Here is a 23,743-nt window from a genome sequence, read left to right as displayed (position 1 = left end):
TGCTATAATATCAACAAGAATAATTCATAATGGAAAAGAACATGACACTTGAAGAATTGGACAAAAAATACGTACTGCAGACCTATGCGCGTGATTACACGAACTTTGTAAAGGGTGTGGGGTCTACACTGTATGATGAGAACGGACGTGACTACATAGACTTTGCGTCAGGGATTGCAGTGAACTCTGTGGGGCATGGGAATGAGAGGCTGACATCTGCCATTTGCGAACAGGCAAAGAAGATCATCCACATCTCCAACCTGCAGGTGATAGAACCTCAGGCGAAACTCGCGCAGAGAATGGTGGAACTTTCCGGATATGATATGGGTGTTTTCTTTGCCAACTCGGGCGCCGAGGCGAACGAAGGTGCCATCAAGATAGCACGAAAATACGGCGAGACACAGTTTGAGAACAAACGATACAAGGTCATCACACTGGAACACTCTTTCCACGGACGTACCATCACGACGGTCAAGGCGACAGGGCAGGAGAGTTTTCATACACCGAACTTCTCGCCGTATCCTGCCGGGTTCAGTTATGTGCCGGGGATCGCGGATGTTTATGATGCCATCGATGACGAGACTGTTGCGGTATTGCTCGAACTGGTGCAGGGTGAGGGAGGAGTGCAGCCTTTTGAAAAAGAGGAAGTTCAGAAACTCGCAGCCCATCTCAGGGAGAAGAATGTGCTGCTCATCGTCGATGAGGTGCAGACCGGTGTCTACAGAACGGGTGAGTTCCTCGCATCGAACCTCTATGAAATAGAACCGGACATTGTGACGCTTGCCAAAGGGCTTGGCGGAGGTGTGCCCATCGGTGCGGTGATGACGAAGCACAAAGATGTGCTGAGCGCGGGTGACCACGGCAGTACTTTTGGGGGCAACTACCTGAGTACGGCAGCTGGATTAGCTGTTCTGGACATTCTTTCCGAATTCTATGATGATGGGGGCTTGCATGAAACACTGCTCTATTTTGAAGCAAAGCTTCAGGAGATAGCGGCGAAGTATGAAAACCTTTTCGAAAAAGAGGTCGGACTCGGTCTGATGCGCGGATTGCGTGCCAAGAGTGCGCAGATACAGGGAAATAGTATCAAAAACAGTATGAAAGAAGGTTTGGTAGTACTTAAAGCAGGGCGCAATACGGTACGTTTCCTGCCAAGCCTTACCATTAGCAAAGAAGAGATCGATGAAGGGTTCAAACGTTTTGAAGCGGCTATATCTTCTTTGTAGTCTTCTGTTCATCTCTTCTCTTGGAGCAGATGAGTTGAGCGAGATACTCTCCGGCACCAAAGAGTCTCTTTTTGACTATCAGTTTCAGGGAAATGAGTTGCAGAGCGATATACTTTCCAAAAGCTGGATCAATCCGGTAACGGTAAGCTACGGGAAGAATTATACGACCCAGTTCAGGACAGGAACTGTTGATACCAGTACATTTTCTGTTTCTATAGACCAGCCGATCTTCAAATCGGGCGGGATATATTATGCCATCAAATACTCTGGGGCATTGAGAAATGCGAACAGAACCGACATCACATTGCAGAGACGTCAGATGATCGGTGATGCCGTTGCGGTTCTCTTCAATCTCAAGCGTATCAGGCTTGAAAAGGAGAAGATGCGGTACCAGATAGAGAATGATACTATTGACATACGGCAGAAACGTGACAGTTATGAAGCGGGTATTCTGGACAGCAGTTTTCTTGACCAGGCAATACTGAAGAAGAGCCAGGATGAAACGGCACTGCTTGAGATGCGTCTGAACGAAATGGAGCTCAAGCAGCGTTTTTCTGTTCTGAGTGATAAAAATCCTGACAAGCTGAGGCTTCCAAAACTTAAACTTATAGACAAACAAAACTATACCCGTAAAAATCTCGAACTCAAAAGAGACAGCCTGCATGCACTTGAAATGGACTATAAAGAAAAAACAACCTGGGCAAAATACCTTCCGACCGTTTCGCTTCATGGGCAATACATAGATGGTGACCTTAACCCGCTTTTCCCCAGTCCCAACCTGAATGAAAGCTACTATAATTACGGATTCAGTATCTCGATGCCTATCGATGTGAATGCATTCAGCGATATAGAGTTGAGTAAAGTGGAGAAACTCAGGGCTGCCACAGAAGTGATCGACAGGAAGCATACCGTCAATGAGGAATATGACTGGATACGCAACAGTCTGCATATCCTCGACAAAAAGATCTCTCTGGCCAGAAAAGACGAGAAGATCTACGGTAATCTCTACAAAGTGACGAAGAACCTCGCACAAGCGGGAGAAAAAACTGTATATGATGCCAATGTGATGAAGAATTCGCAACAGATCAGAAGACTCGATCAGCGTATTTACAGTATTGACAAACAGTTACAGCTTCTCAAACTTTATGTACGGATGGAAAATGTACTTTAGCGAATATATGAACGAATGGCTCTACGGAGAGAACGGATATTACAAAAACTTCAAGGCCATAGGAAAGTCGGGGGATTTTTATACGGCAGTGAGTACCAGCAGTTTTTTCGGTGCAAGCATCGCCAACTATTTTTTCAAAATGCTCAAAGAGGGCGAAGCGGACAGGAACGGCTGGCTCATCGAGGTGGGAGCGCATCAGGGATACCTGATCTGCGACATGATACAGTGGCTTTACACCTGCGACCCTTCTCTGGTTCAGACACTCAAATTCGGTATTGTCGAGCGTCAGCCAGAAGTCCGGGAGGCACAGTCGGCATACATCAAAGAGCGTTTCGGGGACGATGTAACCGTAACACACTTTGAAGATCTCTCCGAAGTAAATGCCCAATACGCTTTTGTCGTTGCCAACGAGATCTTCGATGCCTTTCCCTGTGAACTTCTCAAGGATGAACAGATAGCCGTCGTAGAAGATCATACCATATCGTGGGAGCCGGCTCCTTCAAAGATGCTGGAATGGGCCAAAGGGCATTACCTGAAGCAGGGTGAAGTCGCTGTGGGCTATGAGGATTTTGCCAAAGCGATGGCATCCGGCATAAAGAAGTGTGACTTTGTCAGTTTTGACTACGGTGAGAAGTATGTTCGCAATGACTTTTCCATCCGTGTCTACCGGGCACATGAGACTTTCCCTCTTTTTGACGAGGCACTGGATCTTTCAAAGTCTTTTGGGAAAGATGACATTACCTATGATGTGAACTTCAAACATGTCCTTGAAGCCTTTCAGTCAGCGGGTTTCAAAGAAGAGAGTTATGAAACACAGGCAAGGGCTTTGATACGTTTTGGATTGATAGAAATACTCGAACAGTTCGCTTCACAGACGACACAGGAAAGATACATGCGTGAAGCAGACAAGATCAAAACACTGATCGCCCCCACCATGATGGGTGACCGCTTCAAGATGATTCATCTGCGTAAATAGTGCAGGAGGCAGTTTAGCCTTTTTGTATGGATTTTAGAAGTGTACAGCGTTTGATGGATGCTTCTTCGTTTCCGTACATCTGTGTATATTTGTCGAATTTTTCCTGTCCGATCATGGAGATACATTCTGCTCTGCTCATACTCGCAGCCGCTTTTTCTATGGCCTCAGCAGCAGTACTGTCCCCTTTTGCCTCAACAAGCTTGTCTTTTTTGTATTTGTCGTCTGGGTACATATATTCCGGGGAATAGTTGTCATCCTGCACCTCTTTGAGTTTGATATGTTTTTTCGGTGGGGGTGGAGCTACATAGCTTGTGGCATTGGTCTCTTTGGCCTTTACGGGTGCTTTGTTGACTTTTGGACTCTGTTCAATACATCCTGTAAACAGGAGTGCAACAGAGACGATCATGAGTAGATACTTCATTTTTTATCCTTCTAAAGTAGTGTCAATATTGTAATATAATTCCCTGGGGAAATTCAAGCTGTTTCAAAATCGATCGCAGCAATGGCAATGGCAAAACCGCCATCATGGCTGATAGAGACGGAAGCGGAGTGGACAGTGTAGGTTTTGCGTGCTTCCTCGCTCAGAGTAAAATAGGGCGCGCCCCTGTTGTCTTTGGCTATCATAATGTCGTGAAAGGCCAGCTGGGCGCCTATGCCGCAGCCAAAAGCCTTTGCAATGGCCTCTTTGGCCGCCCAGTACCCGGCAAGCGTTTCGACTTTTTTTGCTGTAGCGATCTCTTCTTTACTCAGGTAACGCTGTTTGAATGTGTCACCGTAGCGATCGATGAGTTTTTCAATGCGATCAATTTGAATGATATCTGTTCCGACTTTCATGGAAAGAGTATATCGAAAATGTTGTAAAGTGTCGATTTTTTAACGCTGCTCACATCCATTCCACTACTTTGGAGACTTCGTCGGCTATGAAACATTTGATCTCTGTTTCTTCCATAGGTTTGTTGGGGATGACCGCTTTGCTGAAGCCCTGTGTCTTCATCTCTTTGAGACGTTGAGTCAGTCCTGATATTTCGCGTATCTCTCCGGTGAGGCTCACTTCTCCGAGAAAGAGTGTCTCTGCGCTCAGTTCCCTGTCACGGTAAGAACTGAGTATGGCCGCGATGATGGCAAGGTCGGCGGAGGGTTCGTTGATCTTGATACCGCCGGAGATGTTGATAAAGACATCATAGGTACCCAGAGGCAGATCCAGTTTCTTCTCCAGCAGGGCAAGGAGCATACCCAAACGGTTGTTGTCAAATCCGGTAGAACTTCGCTTCGGATGCCCGTAGGATTCGGAGACGAGTGCCTGTACCTCTATGATGATCGGGCGACTTCCTTCCATAATGACGGTCAGGGCGGAACCCGACTGCAGCTTCTCTTTGTCGAAGAATCTGCCTGCCATGCTTTTGGCATCGTTCAGGCCGCTCTTGTTCATTTCGAAGATACCGACTTCATTGGTGGAGCCGAAACGGTTCTTGAAGCCGCGCAGCAGTCTGAGCTCGGAGTTGCTATCACCTTCAAAGTAGAGTACCGTGTCGACCATATGTTCCAGGACCCTTGGTCCGGCGATGGAACCGTCTTTGGTGATATGGCCTATGATGAAGATAGGAATATGCATACTCTTGGCAACACGCATCAGTTCAAAAGTGATGGTACGCACCTGTGTAACGGAGCCCGGTGCTGAAGGTGTTTCATCGGAGTAGAGTGTTTGAATGGAGTCGATGACGATGAATTCGTAATTTTCATTGGAGATTTCGGAGAGTACGGTACTCAGGCTGATCTCGGGAAGCAGAAAAAGGTTCTCGTGGTTGGCGTCGAGCCTGTTGGCCCTTAGTTTGATTTGTCCGGCAGATTCCTCTCCTGAGACATAGAGTACTTTTTTTCTCTGCTGTGCAAGATTGCCAGCGATCTTCAGCAGAAGCGTCGATTTACCGATACCCGGACTGCCGCCTATGAGGGTCAAAGAACCCGGAACGACACCGCCTCCAAGTACAAGGTCGAGTTCGGAGCTTCCTGACGGGAAGCGGGTAATATTGTCCTCTTCGATCTGTGTGATGGGTTGCGCTTTGGAACGTACCGAACCGCTACTGCTGCTTTTCGATGTTTCATTCAGGAACTTGATCTGGTCTGCCGTAAGTTCGACCATGGTCTCCCACTGGTTGCAGGAGGTACATTTTCCCATCCATCTTGGAGACTGAAATCCGCATGCCTGACATTCAAACAGTGTTTTTTTCTTTGCCATTGCTTTCTCCCGGGTATTTTCAAAAAGTATAGGCGATTCTGGGAAAGATGCCGTTAAATATGTCAAATTGTCATATTTTAATTTAAGCCGGGAATGATTCCCCGACACTGGGGTTGATTCATTGTTGACCTTAAGGAATCATTTATCGTAAGTTACGTCTTACCAATAAATTTAAATCCTTTTGGATATAATATTTCTCTTATTTCACTGCGAGGAAGCGGCGTGACACTCAACAAGATCAAACAGTTCTTTATCGCACTCTACCTGACAAATTCCTACGGACTGAAACTCAAACGTACCGACGACCCCAAAGAGAAGAAGCGTCTGCGTCTGGCATACGCTTTCGATCAGCTCAAGGCACTGAATATCGAGGTGCGTACCGAGCATGTAGAGCGGCTTCCTACGGAGGGGCAGTACCTTCTTGTGAGCAACCACCGTACGATCATTGACCCGCCGCTGATAGAGGTAGTGCTTAAAGATACCGATATCTTCGGTCTCTGGATTGCCAAAAAAGAGCTCTACAACTCCTTCTTCTTCGGCATGTTCGTACGTAATGCCGGCTGTATCCTTCTTGACAGGGAGAAGAGCCAGATGGCGGGATTCTTTGCAGATGTCAAGGCGGGGGTAAAAGCGGGGAGCTCCATCTTCATTTTTCCGGAAGGGACACGTAACAAGAGTGACAGACCGGTAGATACCTTTAAGGAAGGGTCACGTATCATCGCCCTGAAGAACAGGCTGCCGATACTGCCGGTCTATATACGCGGGAATGCGGCAGAGATTCTTAAAGAGGCGATCGACGACAGTGCGGTCAAAAGAGAGATTGTCGTCGAGATCGGTGAGTTGATCGATTTCAGGGAGAAGCGTGATCTCCGGGAAGTCTACATGGAGCGTTTCGGTCTCTAGACGAAGATCTCGTCCAGGATGGTGTTGACGTACTCGTTGGCCTTGAAGCGGATGAGGTCTTTGGGTTGCTCTCCCGTTCCGATGTAAAAAATGGGCATTTGCAGCTCATCGGCAATGCTCAGTACCGATCCGCCTTTGGCGGTACCGTCGAGTTTGGTGATGATGATGCCGTCGATGCCGATCATCTCATCGAACGCTTTGGCCTGATTGACCGAGGAACTTCCCTGTGTACCGTCGAGGATGAGCATTTTACGGTGCGGTGCCCCTTCCATCGCCTTGCCTGCGACACGGATCATCTTCTTGAGCTCTTCACTGAGGTTGGTCTGTGTGTGCAGTCTTCCTGCTGTATCGATAATGACACGGTCGAGTCCTCTGGCCTTGGCGGCTTCAATGGTATCATAGACCACTGCCGAGGGATCATGTCCCTGTCTTGTGGAGACAATGGGCACTTCGAGCTTATCCGCCCATCGTATGAGCTGTTCGATGGCTGCGGCACGAAAAGTGTCTCCCGCTCCTAGAATGACTCCCTTTCCTTCCTGCTGATAACGGTAGGCGAGCTTGGCAATGGTGGTGGTCTTTCCCGCTCCATTGACACCGATGATCATTTCGACATAGGGTTTGGCATCGCTCTCTTTCCAGTCCGCTTTATACTGAAATACCGAGATTAGTGAGTTGAAAGCCTGGAGGCGGTTGATCTTCGCAGGCAGAGCGTCAAGCAGTCTCTCGATCAGTTCATAATTGACATCGGCTTCAAGCAGGATATCTTCGAACTCCTCTTTGCTGATCTCTTTCTTCTTTTCTTCTACGACCTCTTTGATGGCATCATTGGTCTTTCCCAATACTTTTTTGAACAGGTTGAACATCGTATCTATTTCCTTTGATTTTTTCTTGTCGTCTATTTTTCTTTAATGGCGGTTCTGATATCGTGATCGATCATTTCAACGGGAACCGGCCCTTCGTAATGGGTATAGTAGTTACCGTTTTTGTACAGAACAGTCAGGGGAAGGGTGAAGTTCGCATCAAGCTTCAGTGCTTTGATCACTTTTTTCGTGACATAGTTGTTCTCAATGTCGCTGGAGACGAAATAGTCCATATGGTATTTGGTGTAGAACTGTTCGAGTTTGGTGGCATTGGCATCGTCATTGACAAGTATGCCTGTCACAAAAAGCTCTTTTTTGTATTTTTTCTGCAGATCTTCAAAATAGGGGATCTGTCCACGGCAGGGAGGGCACCAGGTACTGAAAAAGTTGACAAGAACGACGGGCTGTTTGACATCGTTGATGATGAAACGGTTTTTGTCCACCATTACACCGTGTGTCTCATCTTTGATACTTTTAAGGATAGTGGTACTCTCAGACATGGTACTGATCTTGGTGAGGTTGCTGTTGTTATTCTCTGAACAGTTTTGCTCTGAAATATTTTGCTCTTTGGGGCCGGTACATGCCTCTATTTGTTCCGTTGGGACCATCTCTTTCTCTTTTTTGTCATTGCATCCTGTGACAAAAAGCAAAATGACACTTAAAAGCAGGGGCTTGATACTGATCACATGATTCCTTGGTTATAATGTCATTGGTGCATTCTGTGTACCGCATAAAAGTCTGAAAGATTATACCAAAAGAGCATTAATATGGAAGTTATACGCAAAGAAAGACGAAAGAAGCAGTTCCGGCAAAGATGCCTGGAGCGCCTCAAGGAGATCAGTCGCAAGAACAACTATGTCAAAGACAAAAAGGTACTCTCCAAACTTTATGAAATCATCGAAGAGATGGATGCCAGAGTGATCATGCTCTACCTTCCGCTGGAGCTGGAAGTGAATCTTTACCCGCTTATAAAAGTACTCAGACGACAAAGGCGTCAGCTCTATGTCCCGTTTATGGAAGGTAAAAGTTTTAGCTTGGTAAAATATAGATATCCGCTGAAAACAAAGCGGTTCGGTATCAAAGAACCAAAATATTCAAGACAGTTTAGAAAGAAAAAAATAGATATAGCTATTGTACCGATCGTTGGCGTAGACCTTACACACAGACGTGTAGGCTTCGGCAAAGGTATGTACGACAGATTTTTTGAAAAAGAGATGAAAAATATAGGAACAACTGTGTTTGTGGCACGCCAATTGTGCTATAGCAGCCAAATAGTGACGGATGGACATGATGTCAGGGCAGACAGGATAGTCGTACCGTAAAAAGCAAGCAGAGCAATACATTTCTTTTTCTTTGAAAAAGGAAAAACATATGATAGGAACTATAACAGGCATTTCCGGCATTGCCGGCGCGGCCGTTGGGGCAGGTGCATGTTACCTGTGGCTCAAAAACAGTACCCGAAAGAAATTCGCACATCTTGAGATGGAAGCGAAAGCGAAGGCCAAAGCCATCAGTAATGAAGTGGAGCTTATGCTGCAGGAATCGCAAATGAAGATCAAGACGAAAGAGCTTGAACATGAAGCGGAGTTGCAGAAGCGTCTTGCACAGGTGGAGGGGCGCAACAGGGCTTTGATCCTGGAGCAGAAAGCTCTGAAAAAAGAGGAAGAGGCTTTGTCGCTGCTTGAACAGCGGATCCTCGAAAAAGAAAAAGCACTTGATACACTCGAAGAAAAAAGACAAAAGCAGATAGCCGAAGTAGTGAACAAACTCCAGCATACTGCCGCTATGACCCGGGAGGAAGCCAAAGCGTATATTCTCGAGAAGGTAGAAGAACAGAGTCGGGCAGAGATCGCTTCCATTGTGCGCAGATATGAGAAGCTTGCCAAAGAAGAGGGCGAAAAGAAGGCAAACTATATACTGGCTCAGGCAACGACACGTTTTGCAGGTGATTTTGCCGGTGAGAGGCTCATCAACCTGGTCAATCTTCCCAGTGACGAACACAAGGGGCGAATCATCGGGAAAGAGGGGCGGAATATCAAAGCACTCGAGATGCTCCTTGGGGTCGATATCGTCATTGATGAGACGCCGGGTGTCATACTGGTCAGTTCTTTCAACCTTTACCGCAGGGCCATTGCCACACGGGTCATAGAGATATTGGTCGAGGACGGCCGCATTCACCCCGGTAGGATCGAAGAGGTGCATGAGAAAGTGGAGAGAGAGTTTGAAGATAAAACCTATGAAGAGGGGGAGAATATCCTCATTGACCTGGGGCTTTTCCCAATGCATGAAGAGCTGGTCAAACTCATAGGCCGTTTGAAATACCGTGCAAGTTACGGGCAGAATGCTTTGGCGCATACCCTGGAAGTGGCCAAGCTGGCTCGGGTTATGGCGGCGGAAATGGGCGGAGACGAGAAGCTTGCCCTGCGTGCGGGACTCCTGCATGATATCGGCAAAGCCCTGACTCAGGATATGGGCGGATCCCACGTAGAGATCGGTGCAGAGCTTTGTAAAAGATACAATGAACACCCCACGGTTATCAATGCCATTTATGCCCACCATGGACATGAAGAGCCCGACTCGGTAGAGTCTGCAGCGGTCTGTGCTGCAGATACGCTCAGTGCGGCACGACCGGGGGCAAGAAGAGAAGTGCTTGAGAGTTTTACCAAAAGGGTCAGGGAGATCGAAGAGATCGCCACGTCCAAAGAGAATGTGGAAAGAGCCTATGCCATCAATGCCGGACGGGAAATAAGGGTCTTTGTCAATGCCAATAGAATGAGTGACAACGAAGCAGTCCTTCTCAGCAAAGAGATCGCCAAAGAGATAAAGGACAAGGTACAGTTTCCTGGTGAGATCAAAGTCAATGTCATTCGGGAGACAAGGGCTGTGAGTATTGCAAAATAGCATGAATACTATGCAAAGTGAAATAATAAAAGCGTTATAATTAGATATAACTATTATGATAAAAAGGTAAAACAGTGGACAGATGCAAAGAAATCATCGCAAATGTGAGAAAAGAGGAGCGTTACACCGGAATGAGTCTGGTATTTGGTGTTAACAGGGAAGATTTAAAAGAAGAGATCAATGCTGCCATTGAGAAAACTTCTCGCATCACCGGTCTTGAACCATTGGTATTTGACAATGCCGATACAGACAAAACCCACCATGAAGCGTTTTATATTGAATTTCATGATGATGTACTGCAAAGAGAGAGTGGAGAATTCATCGAGATACTACTCAAAGAGCTAAAGATAGACAAATGCTCCAATGATGTGATTGAAAACTAAAGAGAGGAAGAGGAGATGATGAAAAAACTATTGATAAGTTTGTTGCTGGTTTGCGGAATAAACCTTTCTGCCGCAGCTAAAAAAGCACCGATCGTCGTGCTGGAAACCAATGTAGGGAAGATAGAGCTCAAGATGTTTCCAAAAGCCGCACCACTTGCTGTGGAGAATTTTGTGACACATGTGAAGAACGGATACTACAACGGCCTGATCTTCCACCGTGTTATCAAAGGTTTCATGATACAGGGTGGTGACCCGACAGGCACAGGAAGAGGCGGTGAGTCGATCTGGCATAAAGAGTTCAAAAATGAATATGCACCGAACCTGATCTTTGACAGACCTTTCCTTCTGGCCATGGCCAACCATGGTCCCAACACCAACGGAAGCCAGTTCTTCATTACAACGGTACCGACACCGCACCTGAACGGAGGCTATACCATCTTCGGTGAAGTAGTTAAAGGGAAAGATGTAGTACGCAAGATCGAAAATGTTACGACAGCAGCAGGCGACAGACCGATGTTCGACCAGGTCATCAAACGCGCATATATCAAAAAATAGATGAATCTCGAAACGCTTCGGCAGGAGCGCCGAAAATGGCTGACCTGGAAAAATATCGTTCCTTACCAGGAGGCGATCAAGGCACTTGGGGAGTATGAAAATGTCAAAGTAAGCCTTGGCGATGTCGTTGATATCCAGATAGAGGATCTCTCTCATGAGGATGCAGAGCAGATCAGAGAGACCGCTCTTCTGATGAAGCCCTGGAGAAAAGGGCCGTTTCGTATCAATGATCTTTTCATTGATTCCGAATGGCAAAGCCAGATCAAATACAATCTGCTTGAACCCCATTTCAATCTTAAAGGCAAAGTAGTAGGGGATATAGGCTGTAATAACGGCTATTACCTTTTCCGGATGCTTTCCCAGAAACCTGAAAAACTCATCGGTTTCGATCCCTCTGCCATCTACTATTCACAGTTTCAGTTCCTTGACCATTTCATTCAAAGCGGGATTGTTTACGAGTTACTGGGTGTTGAGCATGTGGCGTTTTATGAACACAAATTCGACACTCTGTTCTGTCTGGGGGTTCTCTACCACCGTTCAGACCCTGTGGCTATGCTCAAATCACTTTTTAAAGGCCTGAACAAAGGCGGTGAACTGATACTTGATACTTTCATGATAGACGGAGAAGCGGAAATGTGCCTCACGCCAAAGGACAGATACTCCAAGATCCCAAATATTTACTTCGTACCTACGGTGAATGCGCTGAAGAACTGGTGTCTGAGAGCCGGATTTGAAAGTGTCGAGGTACTGGAGATCATGAAGACCGACCTGAATGAACAGCGCAAGACCGAGTGGATAGACACGCAGAGCCTCGAGGATTTTCTTGATCCCAATGACCCTGAAAAAACAGTTGAGGGCTACCCTGCACCCAAGAGGGTATATATCAAGGCGCTCAAAGCCGTTTAGGTTCCAAACGACTCCGCAAGCTCCAGTACTTCCAGATACCTTTCGCTCTTCTCTTCATAGATCTCTTCAAGTTTGGCAAGCTCTTCGCTGAGTTTTGTCAAACCTTTCTCCTGGTAACAATCCGGATCTCCAAGACAGGCATTCAGTTCATCCATCTTGGCCTCAAGTGACTCGATCTCGTCGGGGAGAATGTCGAGGTCCCTCTGGTCTTTGTAGCTGAGTTTGGTCTGTGCCTTTTTGGGAGCGGCAGTTATCTCCTCTTTGGCTTTGGACGAAATATCCTGCTCTATTTTTTCAAGCTCTTTTATCTCTTTTTCTATTTCGAGATAGTCCGAATAACTCTGGTAGGACTCTTCTATAACCCCGTTGCCTTTGAAAATGTACAGTTTGGATGCGATCTTGTCGACAAAATAGCGGTCGTGTGAAACGAAAATGAGCGCACCCGGAAAGTTGAGCAGCTGCTCTTCGAGGATGTTAATGGTCTGGATATCCAGGTCATTGGTCGGTTCATCGAGGATGAGGCAGTCCACATTTTTGGTAAAGAGCAGGGCAAGTGCGACACGGTTCTTCTCCCCGCCGCTCAGCTGTGAAATCTTTTTGCCGAGGAACTCTTCGGGAAAGAGAAAAAGTTTCAGGTAGGCATAGACATGCATGCTCTTTCCTCTGACATCGATATGGTCTCCCCCGTCGGGACAGAAGGTACCGATGAGTGTTTCATCATCATTGAGCATCTCCCTGTGCTGGTCGAAATAACCGATAGTGAAATCCCCTTTCTTGATGCTGCCGCTGTCAGGCTTTATGCGTCCGAGAAGCAGTCTGAGGAGTGTGGATTTTCCCGCACCGTTGACACCGACAATGGCGATCTTGTCCCTTTGGAGTATACGTGTGCTGAAGTCGACGATAAGCCTTTTGTCGGCGATCGTATAATTCAAATTTTCTATCTCGAAGAGCATTTTCTTTTTACCGACACTCTTTTCACGGTTGAAATGTTTCTTCTCACGTTCGAGTTCAAGCTGCATTTTTCGGATGAGGGTAGGGTTGCTTTTTGCCTGGTCGCGCAGTTCGAAGACACGCCTTTTTCTACCCTGGTTCCGTTTCTCTCTTGCTCTTACGCTTTTCCCCAGCCATTCCTCTTCATGTTTGAGCAGTTTGAGCAGGTTTTCGTGCTGTTTTGCCAGTGACTGCATACGTGCCTCTTTCTGCTCCAGGTAGTCGCGGTAACCTCCTCTGTAGGAGACGAGTTTCCGGTTCTCTACTTCTATGACACGTGTAGCGATGGTATCGATGAAATGCCTGTCGTGGGAGATGAAGAGCAGAGTGAACTTCTCTTTGAGAAGGATCTCTTCAAGGAATTCCACCATATAGACATCGAGATGGTTGGTCGGTTCATCCAGCAGCAGGACTTCGGGTTTTTTCAAAATAAGCGAGGCCAGTGCGACACGGCGCTGTTCCCCTCCCGAAAGCGAGATGACAAGACGGTTCTCATACTCTTTGAGTTTGAATTCCTGCAGTACCCGTTCTATCTTGTCGTCCAGGCTCCAGGCATTGTGGTGGTCAAGGTAGGCAGTGATTTTTTCGAACTTTTCCAAAAGCTGTTTGTCTTCAAAGTTCTCAGCAACCTGCAAAGAAAGCATATCATACTGCTCTTTAGCCTCTTTGAGTTCTGTCAGTTCATTCTCTATGGCTTCTTTTACATTGAGGGCAGGGTCAAATACAGGCTGCTGGGAAAGCATCTCTATCTGAATGGAACGGTCGATGATCCTCTTACCGTCCGTAGGTTCTTCTTCTCCCAGTGCGATCTTCATCAGGGTCGATTTCCCGCAGCCGTTCTTCCCGACGATGGCGACCCTCTCGCCTTCATTGAGGTGAAAATCGACATCGTCGAGAAGCATTTTGACATCGTACTGCTTTTTGATATCGAAAAGATCAATGAGTGCCATAGATAAAACCCTTTTTTTGTGAAATTATACTCTTTTAAGGCTTGCTAAAGTCCATCGTGATATATTGTGCTTTTCATATAAAGGAACACTATGCTGGAAATCATTGTCGGACTCTATACACTTTATACGTTCATGAAACTCTATATCTCGTTTATGCAGGTAGGGTACATCAATCAGGAAAAACGAAAAGACCCTGTTCTGATGCCGGCAGGAAAATACCTCGTGGCAGCAAATTATGCCGTAGCAAAAGAGAAGCTCGGGATCATCGAAACCTTTGTGGACTATCTGATGTTCCTCTGGTGGGTATTTGCAGGGTTTGCATGGCTCTCTTCACTGCTTCAGGTAGACGGTGATGTAATGAGTTCAGTCTTTTTCCTTTTTGGTTTCGTTGCAGTGAACTATGCCGTCGGGCTTCCTTTTTCTCTCTATCAGACCTTCAAGATTGATGAAGGTTTCGGTTTCAACAAAATGACGCTGAAAATGTTCATTGTCGATGCCCTCAAGTCGGCAGGGCTTTTCTTCGTGCTTGGTGGGGCTGTATTTGCCGTGCTGGCCTGGATCATCTCTTCATATGAGACATGGTGGCTCTGGGGATTCATTTTGATGTTCACTATTGCGGTAGCCGCCAACCTGCTCATGCCTTTTTTTATGGGGCTTTTCAACAAGTTTTCCCCACTTGAAGAAGGGGAACTCAAAGATGCCATCGTGGATTTAATGAATAAAGCCGGGCTGAAGAGTAACGGGATATTCGTAATGGATGCCAGTAAGCGTGACAGCCGTCTCAATGCTTTCTTCGGCGGATTGGGCAAGAGTAAAAGAGTGGTGCTCTACGATACTCTGCTTGAGAAGCTGAACAAAAAAGAACTGCTTGCCGTTCTTGGGCATGAACTCGGACACTTTTCACACGGTGACATCTGGAAGAATATTGCATTGATGGGACTGCTTCTTTTCATCGCTTTCTATCTTTTTGGGCACTTGCCCGAATCGTTGTTCATACAGATGCATGTTTCTCCCTATCCCGGTGTTCAGATCGCCATGCTGATGCTGCTGCTCCCTTTGCTGAGTTTCGTGTTCACACCGTTCATGTCCTATGTCAGCCGGCATAATGAGTATGCTGCCGATGCATACGGCTCAGAGATGGGAGGCAGAGAGAACCTTGTCTCTGCACTGCTCAAACTGATTACGGAGAATAAAGCATTCCCCAAATCACATCCGCTGGTGATCTTTTTCTACCATACCCATCCGCCTGTTCTCGAGCGTCTAAAAGAGCTTGGGTATGATGCCAGTAATGTAGTGATTGAAGAGGAGAAGAGAGAAGAGCCGTCCTTGCCAAATGACGGGATTTTCACCTATATGGATAAAGAAGAGAAGTAGTTGTAACTACACATTCTCGTCCAGTCGTGCCTGAACAAACCAGGTAATGTACGTTTCGCTGGTCAGCGTATCGTCGATATCTCTGATCTCGACCCTGATCTGAAGCAGAGCTCTTCCTTTTTTCCCGAACTGTGTTTTGAATTTTTCTATGGCTTCCTCTTCTACAAAGGAGTGGGCGGTGATCTTCTTTGCAGCCGGTTTTTTGTATTTGATCTGGGCATCTCTGACAAGAGGAATGACCTTTTGTTCAAGTTCGGGAAATAGACTCTGCAGACGCATGCCGCTCTCTGTCTCGGCCAGAGTGAACTGTGCGGCTGCATGTATGGTCTCGACATGGTTGCAGACATTTTTTTTCAGATCCAGAGAGAGTATCTCTTCTTTCTCTTTGATACCTATAAAACGGACAAAAGGAATGTCTGTTGCCTTAATGAACCCCTCTTCAAGATATCGGATGCTTGCTTTGTCTGTGAGGAATCTTTTTACAAAAGAATCCTTGACCTTCTGCAACAATGCATGCTTTGGAAATTGGGGGAACGTGTAGGAAGTCATGGTGATTGCCTTTGGATGATCACTTCAGGTGACACACACGGAAACCTGTCATTCTTATTATATATTATACCATAGTATTAAAGTTTGCCTGAGCCTAAATCCCGAAATAGAAATTCAGCACGCTTTATATTGTCATCGCATCCTTGAGACAAACCCCACAAATACGAGCACAGCAAAGATTGCAGGAATTCTATTTCGTAATTTGGGCTAAAGGTAAATCAATGTATAACTTCAGAATGAACGGACAAATGACATTGAAAGAGGCCCTGGTATGGGCGAGATCTCAGCTTTTACAGAGCTGCGAACGGCCACAGTTCGAAGCGGAACTGCTTTTGGCATATCATCTCCAAAAAGACCGAATGTATCTTGTGACACATGATAGTCATGAGATGGAGGACCCTGAAGGCTACAGACATCTTGTTGAACGGCGTGCTGCCAACGAGCCCTATGAGTATATCGTAGGCAGTGCCAGTTTTTACGACCTGCATCTTGAAGTAGAGAAGGGTGTACTGATTCCCCGTCCTGAAACGGAGATCCTTATCGATCTGGTTGCCGGGATCATCGAAAGGGAGAAGATCAGCAGAATCGCTGAGATTGGCGTAGGCTCAGGTGCCATTTCCATTGTCCTGGCACGAAAATTTCCGGCACTGGGTATCATCGCTACGGATATCTGTGAAACTCCGATTAGAATGGCAAAAAAGAATATTGAAACGTTTGGACTGGAAAAACAGATCGAGCTGCGTCGATCCAACCTTATAGACGACATCGATGAAACGGTGGAGCTTGTGGTATCGAACCCTCCTTATATCGCAGAGGGTTTTCTGCTTGAATCCAATGTCGTGGACTATGAACCCAGAGAGGCGCTTTTTGGCGGACGTGTCGGCGATGAATTGCTCAAGCAGATCATTAGGGATGTCAAAGAAAAAGGTATCAGATGGCTTGCCTGCGAGATGGGATATGACCAGAAAGAGCCGATTGCTTCCTTTGTTAAAGAAATTGGAGTACAATCCATCAAATTTTACAAAGACCTTGCGGGATTTGACAGAGGATTCATCATCCGATTTGCGTAGGGTGCGTACTACGCACGGCTGAAGGAAATTGGCATACTGTCAAAACTTATGCCGAAAGGCTTAAAACAAAGGAAACCACAAATGAACAAATATTTCAGAATCACCACAATGGCCTATCTCATTTTACTGACTGCCACACTGGGTGCCGGTCTTTTTGCCGGTATCGTCGTGGCACCGGTAACTTTTCATACGGAGCAGTGGCTTGGCAGTGAAGTGCTGAGCCATTACCAGGAAGGGCTCATTATGACGCAGAACTTTGTAAGACTCTCCTATCTGGTGAATTTCATGTTGATCGTTGTTGCGTTGTATGAAGGGTATAAATACAAAAAGTTCGAGAGAGATACCATTACCCAGATAGCGACTTTCTTTGTATTTGCTACCGGTCTGCTCTTCTCACAGTACTATATACCGGACATCCTGACCATGCAGATGGCAGGTGAAGAGATGACCAAGTCGGCAGCCTTTCTCAATACGCATAAAGGCAGTGAGATCAACTTCAAGATCTTCTCATTGGCACTTTTGGTTTTGATAGTACGAAATATGCAGAAAGCTTGTAAATAACATGTAGGGTGCTGTGCCCCCACAGCACCAATAAAAATATGCTAAGCAAAAGGTGCTGTCAGGAGACAGCACCCTACAGGAGATACAATTGAAAGAAGAAATATTGAACCATCCTTTCAAACCCATTGTTTTCAATGACACAAAAACACTGATCCTGGGTTCGTTTCCAAGCATCAAATCATTCGAGAACAATTTTTACTATGCCCATCCGCGTAACCAGTTCTGGAAAATTCTTGAGGCAGTTACATTCTACCCTGTAAACAATCGTGACCAGAAGATATGGCTGCTCAAAGAGTGCAAACTGGGGCTGTGGGATATGATAGGATCCTGCCAGCGTGAGAATTCACTTGACAGTTCACTGGAAGATGAAGTGGTGAATGATATCCCGGTATTACTCTCTGCCTATCCAAGTATAGATAAGATTGCTTTAACCGGCAAGAAAGCACAGGCACTTTTCGAAACGCACTTCTCCTATCTCGAGATCGAAAGAGTCTATCTGCCATCACCGTCACCTGCCTATGCCGCTATGAGCTTTGAAGAAAAAGTTATACAATATGCAGATAAATTGGGAATACGCCCGAACGAAGTGACAAGTACCCTTGGGGTGAGGAAATAAGGCATGGCAGTCTGGGCAATCGGAGATATTCAGGGATGCTACAGTGCATTTATGAAACTTCTTGAGGAGATCGATTTTGATCCAAAAAGAGACAAGCTATGGCTCGCCGGTGATCTGGTGAACCGGGGTGATGCTTCACTGGAAACGCTGGAGTATATCTACAGTATCAAAGAGAGTGTAGAAGTGGTGCTTGGCAATCATGATCTGACACTTATAGCAGCCTATTATGGTATTAAAAAATCCAATCCAACCATCGATCCCATTCTGAACTCTCCACGGGCAAAAGAACTGATAGACTGGCTGAGAGGGCAAAAATTTCTCCATGTGGATTATAAACTGGGATACTGTATGGCTCATGCCGGTATCTCCCCTGAGTTCGATCTTGGGATGGCGATACGTTATGCCAACAGAATAGAGGAGAAACTACAAAACGATGAAAGTGTTGCTGCCTGGCTGAAGAAGATGTTCAAAAGCGGTATCAACCGTTTCAACCGGGATTCGAGTAAGATCGACATCGACCGCTACATCGTCAGTGCCTTCACCCGTATGCGTTTCTGCTACAAAGACCACCGGCTTGATTTTGACCAGAAAGGCCCGCCGACAGAGGCATTGAAGGCAAAGGGATTGAAGCCATGGTTTGAGTGTGAGAACAGGGAAGAGATCGATCTGAAGATCATCTTCGGGCACTGGTCGACACTGGGTTTCTACCAGGATGAACATGTCCTGGCACTTGATACCGGCTGTTTGTGGGGTGGTAAACTCACCGCTGTACGCATCGATCTCCCAGAGCTGCAGATCATACAATATGACTGTGAGGGGTGTATGAAGCCGGGCAGGGACTAATTTTTATTATATGCTGTACAAATTTAGACATATTGTCTAATATTTTGCTGCCTTTTCTGAACCCGAATCCACAGGCTTCATAGACATAGAAAAATACCTGCCTGGTAAGATGAGCCGTGAGAATCTGCAGGCAGTTCGATATAAGCCTGATAGACCATTCATTTTATAGATTGATTTTAATCTAAAGAGACTATAATTGTCTTCACTATTTGGCAGGAAAATCAATCCATGAAACGAATCTCTTTACTATTTTTGACAGTGTACTCTCTCTTTTTTACTGCTCTGCATGCCGATCCTGATGTTCCCGGATACCGTCAGCCCAGATGGGGTGTCGGTGCGGTATGGCGCCATGTCAACGTTCCCTTCAATGAGCGTTTTGCCACCCACAACGGTGAGACTACCGTCAGTTTCATTCCCACCTTCTACTACAACGGTGAGCACCTCTATTTCGATGGTACCGAACTTGGCTATCGTGCCGATATCGCTGATAATCTCAGCCTTGCGGCATTTACCAGGCTCCGCTTGGCTGATTTTCCCGAAAATAGGCAGAATGAATACCAGGACGATGGCTACGATCCGGGGGTAAAACTGCGCTACACCTTTACCAGGGGCCAGTATGCAGACCTTGAGCTGATGACAGACATGAAAGGCAATGCTTACGGCAACTTCACTTATGAGCATACCTTCTACTGGAACGATCTTGACCTGATGCCCTATGCGACCGCCAGCTACAAGAGCAGTGGCTTCAATATGAGATACTACGGGCTGGAGAGGGAGTCTCTTGACTCAGGGATCGACCTTGCACTGGGAATGGATATCTGGTACCATCTCTACAGCAATTTCTACCTCTACGGGAAAATACAGACGAAATTCCTCAATAGCGGAGCGACAAAGAGTACCTATATCGGTGAGGACAGACAGAACGAGTACTGGCTTGGATTTGCTTTCAGGGATGACAAGGACAAGCCGGAGCAGACCCAGCTGCAGAGTAAACCATACTTCAGGCTCGCCTACGGTTTTGCTACCACGGCCAACCTGGGAGAGATATTGGTAGGTGATACGATCCCCGATAAGTTCAACAACACGATGAGCTCGCTCTTTTACGGATATCCGCTCTCAGATACTTTCTTTAACTTTCCTGTCTCCATCTACCTCACACCCGGAGTGGTCTGGCACCATACATCGGAGGTACAGGATACGAGCGAAGAGTTCGTCCTTGCTCTCAAGGCCTACTACACGATCCCGTTGCCGTGGCGTGTCCGCCTTGGTGTTGCAACAGGGATCTCGTATGTCACAAATATCACCTACATAGAGAATGCCGATATGGATCCGGGCATAAAATCGAGCAAACTGCTTGAACACCTGGGCTTCTCTGCAGATATCAGCCTGGAGGACATCTTCGGAGACACGCTCGATGGTCTCTGGCTCGGGTACGACATTCACCACCGCTCCGCAGTCTTCAAGTCCGCTTCGGAGTACGGGAACTTCAAAGGCGGTAGCAACTATAACACCGTCTATCTTCAGTACCACTTTTAGTCTGAACCCAAATCCAGAAACAACAAGAGGGGCTTAGGGGCTCTCTTGCAAATATCGGAACTTTATGTTACGATGTGCCCCACAAATTTGGACATATTGCCCAGTATTTTCCCGCCTTTTCTGAACCCAAGCCCACAAGCTTCATAGGCATAGAAAACTCCTGCCTGGTATGATGATCCCTGAGAATCCGTAGACAGTTCGGTATAGGCCTGATAGACCATTTTATGGTTCCCGTAGTCACCCTCTACCGATTCGATAGGCTGTGCATTGACGTCGAGTATGCTGACATTGCCGCCTTCTCTTCCAAAGAGAGGTTTCTCTACCTGTTTTTTTCCATGTAGAGGCTCAAACGAGGTTTCAAGCAGGAGAGGGTGGCCAGGGTAAAGATCCCAGAGTATCTTGAGCATGCCTTTACTCTGGAACATCAGTGTATAGGCCGGGTTGAAGATGATGGCTTTTTGGTTCTTGATGATATTGGTCAACAGCATGGCAAGGTCTGACTCTTCCAGTGCTATGTCCTCCCATGGGATGAGTTTGAACCAGAGCTCGTAGTTCTCATCGTTGTAGAAGATCCCTTCTTCCGCAGAGAACTCTATCTCGTCTATATAGGCGAACCGGGTTGTGTAGCCCGCTTCCGTTGCGATGTGCTGCAGGAGTCTGACGGTATTTTCTTCTTCGGCATTGCCCCTGATAGAAGTGAAGAGAAACTTCCACCCTTCATAGCGTTCTTCAAAACCGGAGACATCCTCATCGAGAGTGACAAGACGTTTAAAGTTGTCAATCAGTGCTTCATAGAGAGCATTGAACTGTGCTGCCTCTTCCAATCCGTTCTGTTTCAGGATTGCCCACTGTACAACAGCAGTCTCAAAAAGAGCGGTAGGTGTGTCAGCATTGAACTCGAGCAGCTTGATAGGCTTGCCGTCGATACCTCCGGCAAGATCGAAGCGTCCATAGAGGTGCCAGTGTACATCATTCTCCCAGGATTCTTTGATGGCTTCTATAAGATTAAATGGGATGCCTATCTCATGAAAGAGGTTGTTCTCCACTACATATTCGCCGGCTTCAACATACATGTCGTAAAGGGTATTGGCAGCCTCATAATACGCCTTCGCCTCTTCTTCCGAAATGACAACGAGTTCATCAGAGATATAGGCACTCTCATCGCTGTCCGTATGCCAGACAAACCCGAGAGATTCAAGATACTCTGTTGTCAGGGGTGTGGTTTTCTGTAAAGTGATCACGGTCTAACCTCCGAAGAAGCCACCGCTTCTTGTAGAACTCTTTTTGTTACCGAAGAATCCGCTTCGTTTAGTGGTACTTTTTTTTGATTTACTGAAGCTTTTCTGGCTTCTCTGGTAGGTGGAAGGAGATTTGTATCCGGCTTTGCGGTTGTTCTGGTAGTTTTGGTTTCCAAAAAGTTTGTTTCCGATCCATGAACCGATCATTGCCCCGGCGATACTGGAGAGTAGGACAGATCCCAGTCCCATACCCTCTGAGACTTCCGGGTTCTTTTGTGTTAAAGTTGAAGTACCGTTATCGATCTTGGCTGCTTCCTCTTTGACAAGTTTGTCCATCTCCTCTTTGGTGAGTACTCTCTCCGTACCGTTGAGTTCTTTGAGCACAATGCGCGTTTCATCGGCAGGGAACTCATCTTTGATCTTGTATTTGCCCGGGGCTGTCTCCTCAATGATGACAAAAGCGCCCTTAGCCTGTGCTGTTTCCTGCTGGGTGTTGCTGCTGGTACATCCGGTCACGCCTGTAGTGAGCAGTGCACCAAGACCGGTTGCGGCAACTATGGTTGAAAGTCTGTTGATATATTTCATTTGTTGATCCTATAGAAAATATTTGGGAGGGATATAATAGCAAAAGAATACTAAACGGAAGTGTAACAGAGAGGGAGGAGTCTCTCTATTGGGTTTAATAAGGGAAGAGCAGATGAACTTGTTTTAATCCATCTGCTTTCTTAGAAAGGTAGGAACATCGAGAATATCTTCGTTCTCTGTATAATCCTGTCCTACAACGATCCTTTTTCCTCCAAAAGTATGGAGTGGATTTGCCGAGCTTGCGTCATTGTTGTTCAGCATGGTTGTCTGTGTCGGCTTCTTAACAGATGTCGGTTCCGGGATAGCATTTTTGTCTTCAAATCCGGTTGCAACGATCGTAATGCGTACTTCGTCAATCTCCATATTTGGATTGGTCGTTGTACCGAAGATGACGGATGCATCTTCATCGGCACTCTCTTCAACGATGTTCATTGCTTCACCGATCTCCATGATAGGATAGTCAGGGTGGATGTCGAAGTGTACAAGTACACCCATCGCACCGTCAATGGAGATATTGTCAAGCAGCGGAGACTCGATGGCCGCTTTTGCTGCATCGTATGCTGCGTTGGTTCCTGTGCTGTACCCTGCACCCATGAGTGCCAGTCCTCTATGTGACATGACCGTTTTGACATCGGCGAAGTCAAGGTTGATGTCGTTCTCTCCATGGGAGAGGATCACTTTGGAAATACCGCCGACAGCCTGAGCAAGGATGTCATCGACCATTCTAAAGCTCTCTTTGATACCGAGGTTTTTTTCAACAATGGAAAGCAGTTTTTCGTTCGGTACGACAATGATGGAATCACTCTCTCTTTTGAGCTCTTCGAGACCCTCTTTCGCCAGTTTCGTTCTTTTTCTGCCTTCGAACTTGAACGGGCTTGTCACGATGGAAACGGTCAGTGCGCCCACCTCTTTTGCCGCCTGTGCAATGATGGGTGCCGCACCGGTACCCGTACCGCCGCCAAGACCTGCAGAGATAAAGACAATATCGGAACCTTCAAGCATGCTCTTGATATCTTCAAAACTCTCAAGTGCCGCCTCTCTTCCTTTGTCCGGGACCATACCGGCACCCAGACCTCTGGTAGCATTCATACCCAATTGCATTTTATAGGGTGCCAGCGAACTTTCAAGTGCCTGCGCATCTGTATTGGCGACAATAAGGTCGATACTGTTGATCCCCTCCTGTATCATGTGGTTGATCATGTTGCCGCCGCCGCCACCTACACCGATCGCTTTGATCTTTGCTCCGTTTGTCTGGCATTTTGTCTCAACGACATTGATTTCGAACTCTTCCATTTTTTCCTCCCTTGTTGTAAT

Annotated in this window: 25 protein-coding genes and 1 pseudogene; 15 read left to right on the top strand and 11 right to left on the bottom strand. The window is 46.6% G+C overall.

Translation table 11 applies throughout. The features are described 5' to 3' along the window. Nucleotides 1–41 precede the first annotated feature (41 nt). Genes YH65_RS08110 through YH65_RS08100 form a run of 3 tightly spaced genes read left to right on the top strand, consistent with a single transcriptional unit; the run spans nt 42 to nt 3,373 of the window. Nucleotides 42–1,226 carry an aspartate aminotransferase family protein gene (locus YH65_RS08110; protein ID WP_425427555.1) on the top strand — a complete coding sequence of 395 codons (1,185 nt, stop codon included), beginning with the start codon at nt 42–44 and terminating at the stop codon, nt 1,224–1,226. After that, the gene (locus YH65_RS08105) at nt 1,183–2,397 is read left to right on the top strand and encodes a TolC family protein (RefSeq protein WP_046551431.1); all 1,215 of its coding nucleotides are present in this window, start codon (nt 1,183–1,185) and stop codon (nt 2,395–2,397) included. The genes YH65_RS08110 and YH65_RS08105 overlap by 44 nt, the downstream gene beginning before the upstream one ends. After that, entirely contained in the window at nt 2,387–3,373 is a 987-nt protein-coding gene (locus YH65_RS08100; RefSeq protein WP_046551430.1) for an SAM-dependent methyltransferase, read from the top strand. Before YH65_RS08105 ends, YH65_RS08100 begins: the two co-directional genes overlap by 11 nt. Before the next feature lie 13 nt (nt 3,374–3,386). On the opposite strand, the gene YH65_RS08095 is transcribed toward YH65_RS08100, so the two are convergent. Genes YH65_RS08095 through radA form a run of 3 tightly spaced genes read right to left on the bottom strand, consistent with a single transcriptional unit; the run spans nt 3,387 to nt 5,609 of the window. Further along, the gene (locus YH65_RS08095) at nt 3,387–3,794 is read right to left on the bottom strand and encodes a hypothetical protein (protein WP_046551429.1); all 408 of its coding nucleotides are present in this window, start codon (nt 3,792–3,794) and stop codon (nt 3,387–3,389) included. A gap of 53 nt (nt 3,795–3,847) precedes the next feature. Continuing rightward, nucleotides 3,848–4,207 carry a holo-ACP synthase gene (acpS, locus tag YH65_RS08090; RefSeq protein ID WP_046551428.1) on the bottom strand — a complete coding sequence of 120 codons (360 nt, stop codon included), beginning with the start codon at nt 4,205–4,207 and terminating at the stop codon, nt 3,848–3,850. A 49-nt stretch (nt 4,208–4,256) separates the two neighbouring features. Further along, complete coding sequence (radA, locus tag YH65_RS08085) at nt 4,257–5,609, bottom strand: DNA repair protein RadA (protein ID WP_046551427.1); 1,353 nt, start codon at nt 5,607–5,609, stop codon at nt 4,257–4,259. A gap of 222 nt (nt 5,610–5,831) precedes the next feature. Here radA and YH65_RS08080 point away from each other — a divergent pair, with 222 nt between their 5' ends. Beyond that, nucleotides 5,832–6,512, top strand: coding sequence for a lysophospholipid acyltransferase family protein (locus tag YH65_RS08080; RefSeq protein WP_046551426.1), 681 nt, complete (start codon nt 5,832–5,834; stop codon nt 6,510–6,512). On the opposite strand, the gene ftsY is transcribed toward YH65_RS08080, so the two are convergent. After that, on the bottom strand, nt 6,509–7,375 hold the full coding sequence (ftsY, locus tag YH65_RS08075) for a signal recognition particle-docking protein FtsY (protein WP_046551425.1): 867 nt from the start codon (nt 7,373–7,375) through the stop codon (nt 6,509–6,511). The genes YH65_RS08080 and ftsY overlap by 4 nt on opposite strands. A 32-nt stretch (nt 7,376–7,407) precedes the next feature. Beyond that, nucleotides 7,408–8,058 (bottom strand): TlpA family protein disulfide reductase, encoded by a 651-nt coding sequence (locus YH65_RS08070; RefSeq protein ID WP_046551424.1) that lies wholly within the window; start codon nt 8,056–8,058, stop codon nt 7,408–7,410. 81 nt (nt 8,059–8,139) lie between these two features. On the opposite strand from YH65_RS08070, the gene YH65_RS08065 reads away from it, so the two are divergent. From YH65_RS08065 to cmoB, 5 genes are all read left to right on the top strand, one after another. After that, nucleotides 8,140–8,694: a 5-formyltetrahydrofolate cyclo-ligase gene (locus tag YH65_RS08065; protein ID WP_046551423.1), complete on the top strand. Its 555-nt coding sequence runs from the start codon at nt 8,140–8,142 to the stop codon at nt 8,692–8,694. A 49-nt stretch (nt 8,695–8,743) separates the two neighbouring features. Next, a complete protein-coding gene (gene rny, locus YH65_RS08060; protein ID WP_052746150.1) occupies nt 8,744–10,273 on the top strand; it encodes a ribonuclease Y in 1,530 nt (509 codons plus the stop codon). Between the two features lie 74 nt (nt 10,274–10,347). Further along, a complete protein-coding gene (locus tag YH65_RS08055) occupies nt 10,348–10,656 on the top strand; it encodes a hypothetical protein (RefSeq protein ID WP_046551422.1) in 309 nt (102 codons plus the stop codon). 18 nt (nt 10,657–10,674) lie between these two features. Next, nucleotides 10,675–11,211 carry a peptidylprolyl isomerase gene (locus tag YH65_RS08050; protein ID WP_046552114.1) on the top strand — a complete coding sequence of 179 codons (537 nt, stop codon included), beginning with the start codon at nt 10,675–10,677 and terminating at the stop codon, nt 11,209–11,211. Further along, nucleotides 11,212–12,117, top strand: coding sequence for a tRNA 5-methoxyuridine(34)/uridine 5-oxyacetic acid(34) synthase CmoB (gene cmoB / locus YH65_RS08045; RefSeq protein ID WP_046551421.1), 906 nt, complete (start codon nt 11,212–11,214; stop codon nt 12,115–12,117). On the opposite strand, the gene abc-f is transcribed toward cmoB, so the two are convergent. Beyond that, nucleotides 12,114–14,057 carry a ribosomal protection-like ABC-F family protein gene (gene abc-f / locus YH65_RS08040; RefSeq protein ID WP_046551420.1) on the bottom strand — a complete coding sequence of 648 codons (1,944 nt, stop codon included), beginning with the start codon at nt 14,055–14,057 and terminating at the stop codon, nt 12,114–12,116. The genes cmoB and abc-f overlap by 4 nt on opposite strands. A gap of 90 nt (nt 14,058–14,147) precedes the next feature. Here abc-f and YH65_RS08035 point away from each other — a divergent pair, with 90 nt between their 5' ends. Continuing rightward, the gene (locus YH65_RS08035) at nt 14,148–15,431 is read left to right on the top strand and encodes a M48 family metallopeptidase (RefSeq protein WP_046551419.1); all 1,284 of its coding nucleotides are present in this window, start codon (nt 14,148–14,150) and stop codon (nt 15,429–15,431) included. Nucleotides 15,432–15,437: 6 nt separating this feature from the next. Here the strand turns inward: YH65_RS08035 and YH65_RS11300 are convergent, their stop codons facing one another. Continuing rightward, entirely contained in the window at nt 15,438–15,980 is a 543-nt protein-coding gene (locus YH65_RS11300; protein ID WP_052746149.1) for a YiiD C-terminal domain-containing protein, read from the bottom strand. 221 nt (nt 15,981–16,201) lie between these two features. Here YH65_RS11300 and prmC point away from each other — a divergent pair, with 221 nt between their 5' ends. The 4 genes from prmC to YH65_RS08010 all read left to right on the top strand — a co-directional run bounded on the left by prmC (nt 16,202) and on the right by YH65_RS08010 (nt 19,070). After that, nucleotides 16,202–17,050 carry a peptide chain release factor N(5)-glutamine methyltransferase gene (gene prmC, locus YH65_RS08025; protein ID WP_084722059.1) on the top strand — a complete coding sequence of 283 codons (849 nt, stop codon included), beginning with the start codon at nt 16,202–16,204 and terminating at the stop codon, nt 17,048–17,050. 81 nt (nt 17,051–17,131) lie between these two features. Next, nucleotides 17,132–17,611, top strand: a complete 480-nt coding sequence (locus YH65_RS08020; RefSeq protein ID WP_046551418.1) for a DUF4149 domain-containing protein — start codon at nt 17,132–17,134, stop codon at nt 17,609–17,611. An 88-nt stretch (nt 17,612–17,699) separates the two neighbouring features. After that, on the top strand, nt 17,700–18,227 hold the full coding sequence (locus YH65_RS08015) for a DNA-deoxyinosine glycosylase (RefSeq protein ID WP_046551417.1): 528 nt from the start codon (nt 17,700–17,702) through the stop codon (nt 18,225–18,227). Nucleotides 18,228–18,230: 3 nt separating this feature from the next. Then, the gene (locus YH65_RS08010) at nt 18,231–19,070 is read left to right on the top strand and encodes a symmetrical bis(5'-nucleosyl)-tetraphosphatase (protein WP_046551416.1); all 840 of its coding nucleotides are present in this window, start codon (nt 18,231–18,233) and stop codon (nt 19,068–19,070) included. Here the strand turns inward: YH65_RS08010 and YH65_RS11665 are convergent. Beyond that, nucleotides 19,024–19,192 (bottom strand): annotated as a pseudogene (locus YH65_RS11665) (glutathionylspermidine synthase family protein); the annotation flags it as partial. The gene YH65_RS08010 and the pseudogene YH65_RS11665 sit on opposite strands and share 47 nt — an antisense overlap. Nucleotides 19,193–19,298: 106 nt before the next feature. Between YH65_RS11665 and YH65_RS08005 the strand changes: the two are divergent. Beyond that, the gene (locus YH65_RS08005; protein ID WP_052746148.1) at nt 19,299–20,606 is read left to right on the top strand and encodes a MipA/OmpV family protein; all 1,308 of its coding nucleotides are present in this window, start codon (nt 19,299–19,301) and stop codon (nt 20,604–20,606) included. A 62-nt stretch (nt 20,607–20,668) separates the two neighbouring features. Here the strand turns inward: YH65_RS08005 and YH65_RS08000 are convergent, their stop codons facing one another. The 3 genes from YH65_RS08000 to ftsZ form a co-directional block, all read right to left on the bottom strand. Beyond that, complete coding sequence (locus YH65_RS08000) at nt 20,669–21,847, bottom strand: glutathionylspermidine synthase family protein (protein WP_179944231.1); 1,179 nt, start codon at nt 21,845–21,847, stop codon at nt 20,669–20,671. Nucleotides 21,848–21,850: 3 nt separating this feature from the next. Further along, the gene (locus YH65_RS07995) at nt 21,851–22,429 is read right to left on the bottom strand and encodes a UPF0323 family lipoprotein (protein WP_046551415.1); all 579 of its coding nucleotides are present in this window, start codon (nt 22,427–22,429) and stop codon (nt 21,851–21,853) included. 123 nt (nt 22,430–22,552) lie between these two features. Continuing rightward, nucleotides 22,553–23,722: a cell division protein FtsZ gene (gene ftsZ / locus YH65_RS07990; protein WP_046551414.1), complete on the bottom strand. Its 1,170-nt coding sequence runs from the start codon at nt 23,720–23,722 to the stop codon at nt 22,553–22,555. Between the last annotated feature and the right edge of the window lie 21 nt (nt 23,723–23,743).

The organism is Sulfurovum lithotrophicum, assembly GCF_000987835.1.
Lineage (GTDB): Bacteria > Campylobacterota > Campylobacteria > Campylobacterales > Sulfurovaceae > Sulfurovum > Sulfurovum lithotrophicum.
The sequence above is the reverse complement of the archived record's forward strand: the minus strand, read 5'-3'. Positions and strand labels throughout refer to the sequence as shown.

Coding starts and splice junctions, on each gene's coding strand:
- ftsZ (WP_046551414.1), bottom strand. CDS start 23,722: ATGGAAGAGTTCGAAATCAATGTCGTTGAGACAAAATGCCAGACAAAC.
- rny (WP_052746150.1), top strand. CDS start 8,744: ATGATAGGAACTATAACAGGCATTTCCGGCATTGCCGGCGCGGCCGTT.
- YH65_RS08050 (WP_046552114.1), top strand. CDS start 10,675: ATGAAAAAACTATTGATAAGTTTGTTGCTGGTTTGCGGAATAAACCTT.
- YH65_RS08105 (WP_046551431.1), top strand. CDS start 1,183: ATGAAGGGTTCAAACGTTTTGAAGCGGCTATATCTTCTTTGTAGTCTT.
- cmoB (WP_046551421.1), top strand. CDS start 11,212: ATGAATCTCGAAACGCTTCGGCAGGAGCGCCGAAAATGGCTGACCTGG.
- YH65_RS08095 (WP_046551429.1), bottom strand. CDS start 3,794: ATGAAGTATCTACTCATGATCGTCTCTGTTGCACTCCTGTTTACAGGA.
- radA (WP_046551427.1), bottom strand. CDS start 5,609: ATGGCAAAGAAAAAAACACTGTTTGAATGTCAGGCATGCGGATTTCAG.
- ftsY (WP_046551425.1), bottom strand. CDS start 7,375: ATGTTCAACCTGTTCAAAAAAGTATTGGGAAAGACCAATGATGCCATC.
- YH65_RS08065 (WP_046551423.1), top strand. CDS start 8,140: ATGGAAGTTATACGCAAAGAAAGACGAAAGAAGCAGTTCCGGCAAAGA.
- prmC (WP_084722059.1), top strand. CDS start 16,202: ATGTATAACTTCAGAATGAACGGACAAATGACATTGAAAGAGGCCCTG.
- YH65_RS08100 (WP_046551430.1), top strand. CDS start 2,387: ATGTACTTTAGCGAATATATGAACGAATGGCTCTACGGAGAGAACGGA.
- abc-f (WP_046551420.1), bottom strand. CDS start 14,057: ATGGCACTCATTGATCTTTTCGATATCAAAAAGCAGTACGATGTCAAA.
- YH65_RS11300 (WP_052746149.1), bottom strand. CDS start 15,980: ATGACTTCCTACACGTTCCCCCAATTTCCAAAGCATGCATTGTTGCAG.
- YH65_RS08010 (WP_046551416.1), top strand. CDS start 18,231: ATGGCAGTCTGGGCAATCGGAGATATTCAGGGATGCTACAGTGCATTT.
- YH65_RS08020 (WP_046551418.1), top strand. CDS start 17,132: ATGAACAAATATTTCAGAATCACCACAATGGCCTATCTCATTTTACTG.
- acpS (WP_046551428.1), bottom strand. CDS start 4,207: ATGAAAGTCGGAACAGATATCATTCAAATTGATCGCATTGAAAAACTC.
- YH65_RS08005 (WP_052746148.1), top strand. CDS start 19,299: ATGAAACGAATCTCTTTACTATTTTTGACAGTGTACTCTCTCTTTTTT.
- YH65_RS08110 (WP_425427555.1), top strand. CDS start 42: ATGACACTTGAAGAATTGGACAAAAAATACGTACTGCAGACCTATGCG.
- YH65_RS07995 (WP_046551415.1), bottom strand. CDS start 22,429: ATGAAATATATCAACAGACTTTCAACCATAGTTGCCGCAACCGGTCTT.
- YH65_RS08035 (WP_046551419.1), top strand. CDS start 14,148: ATGCTGGAAATCATTGTCGGACTCTATACACTTTATACGTTCATGAAA.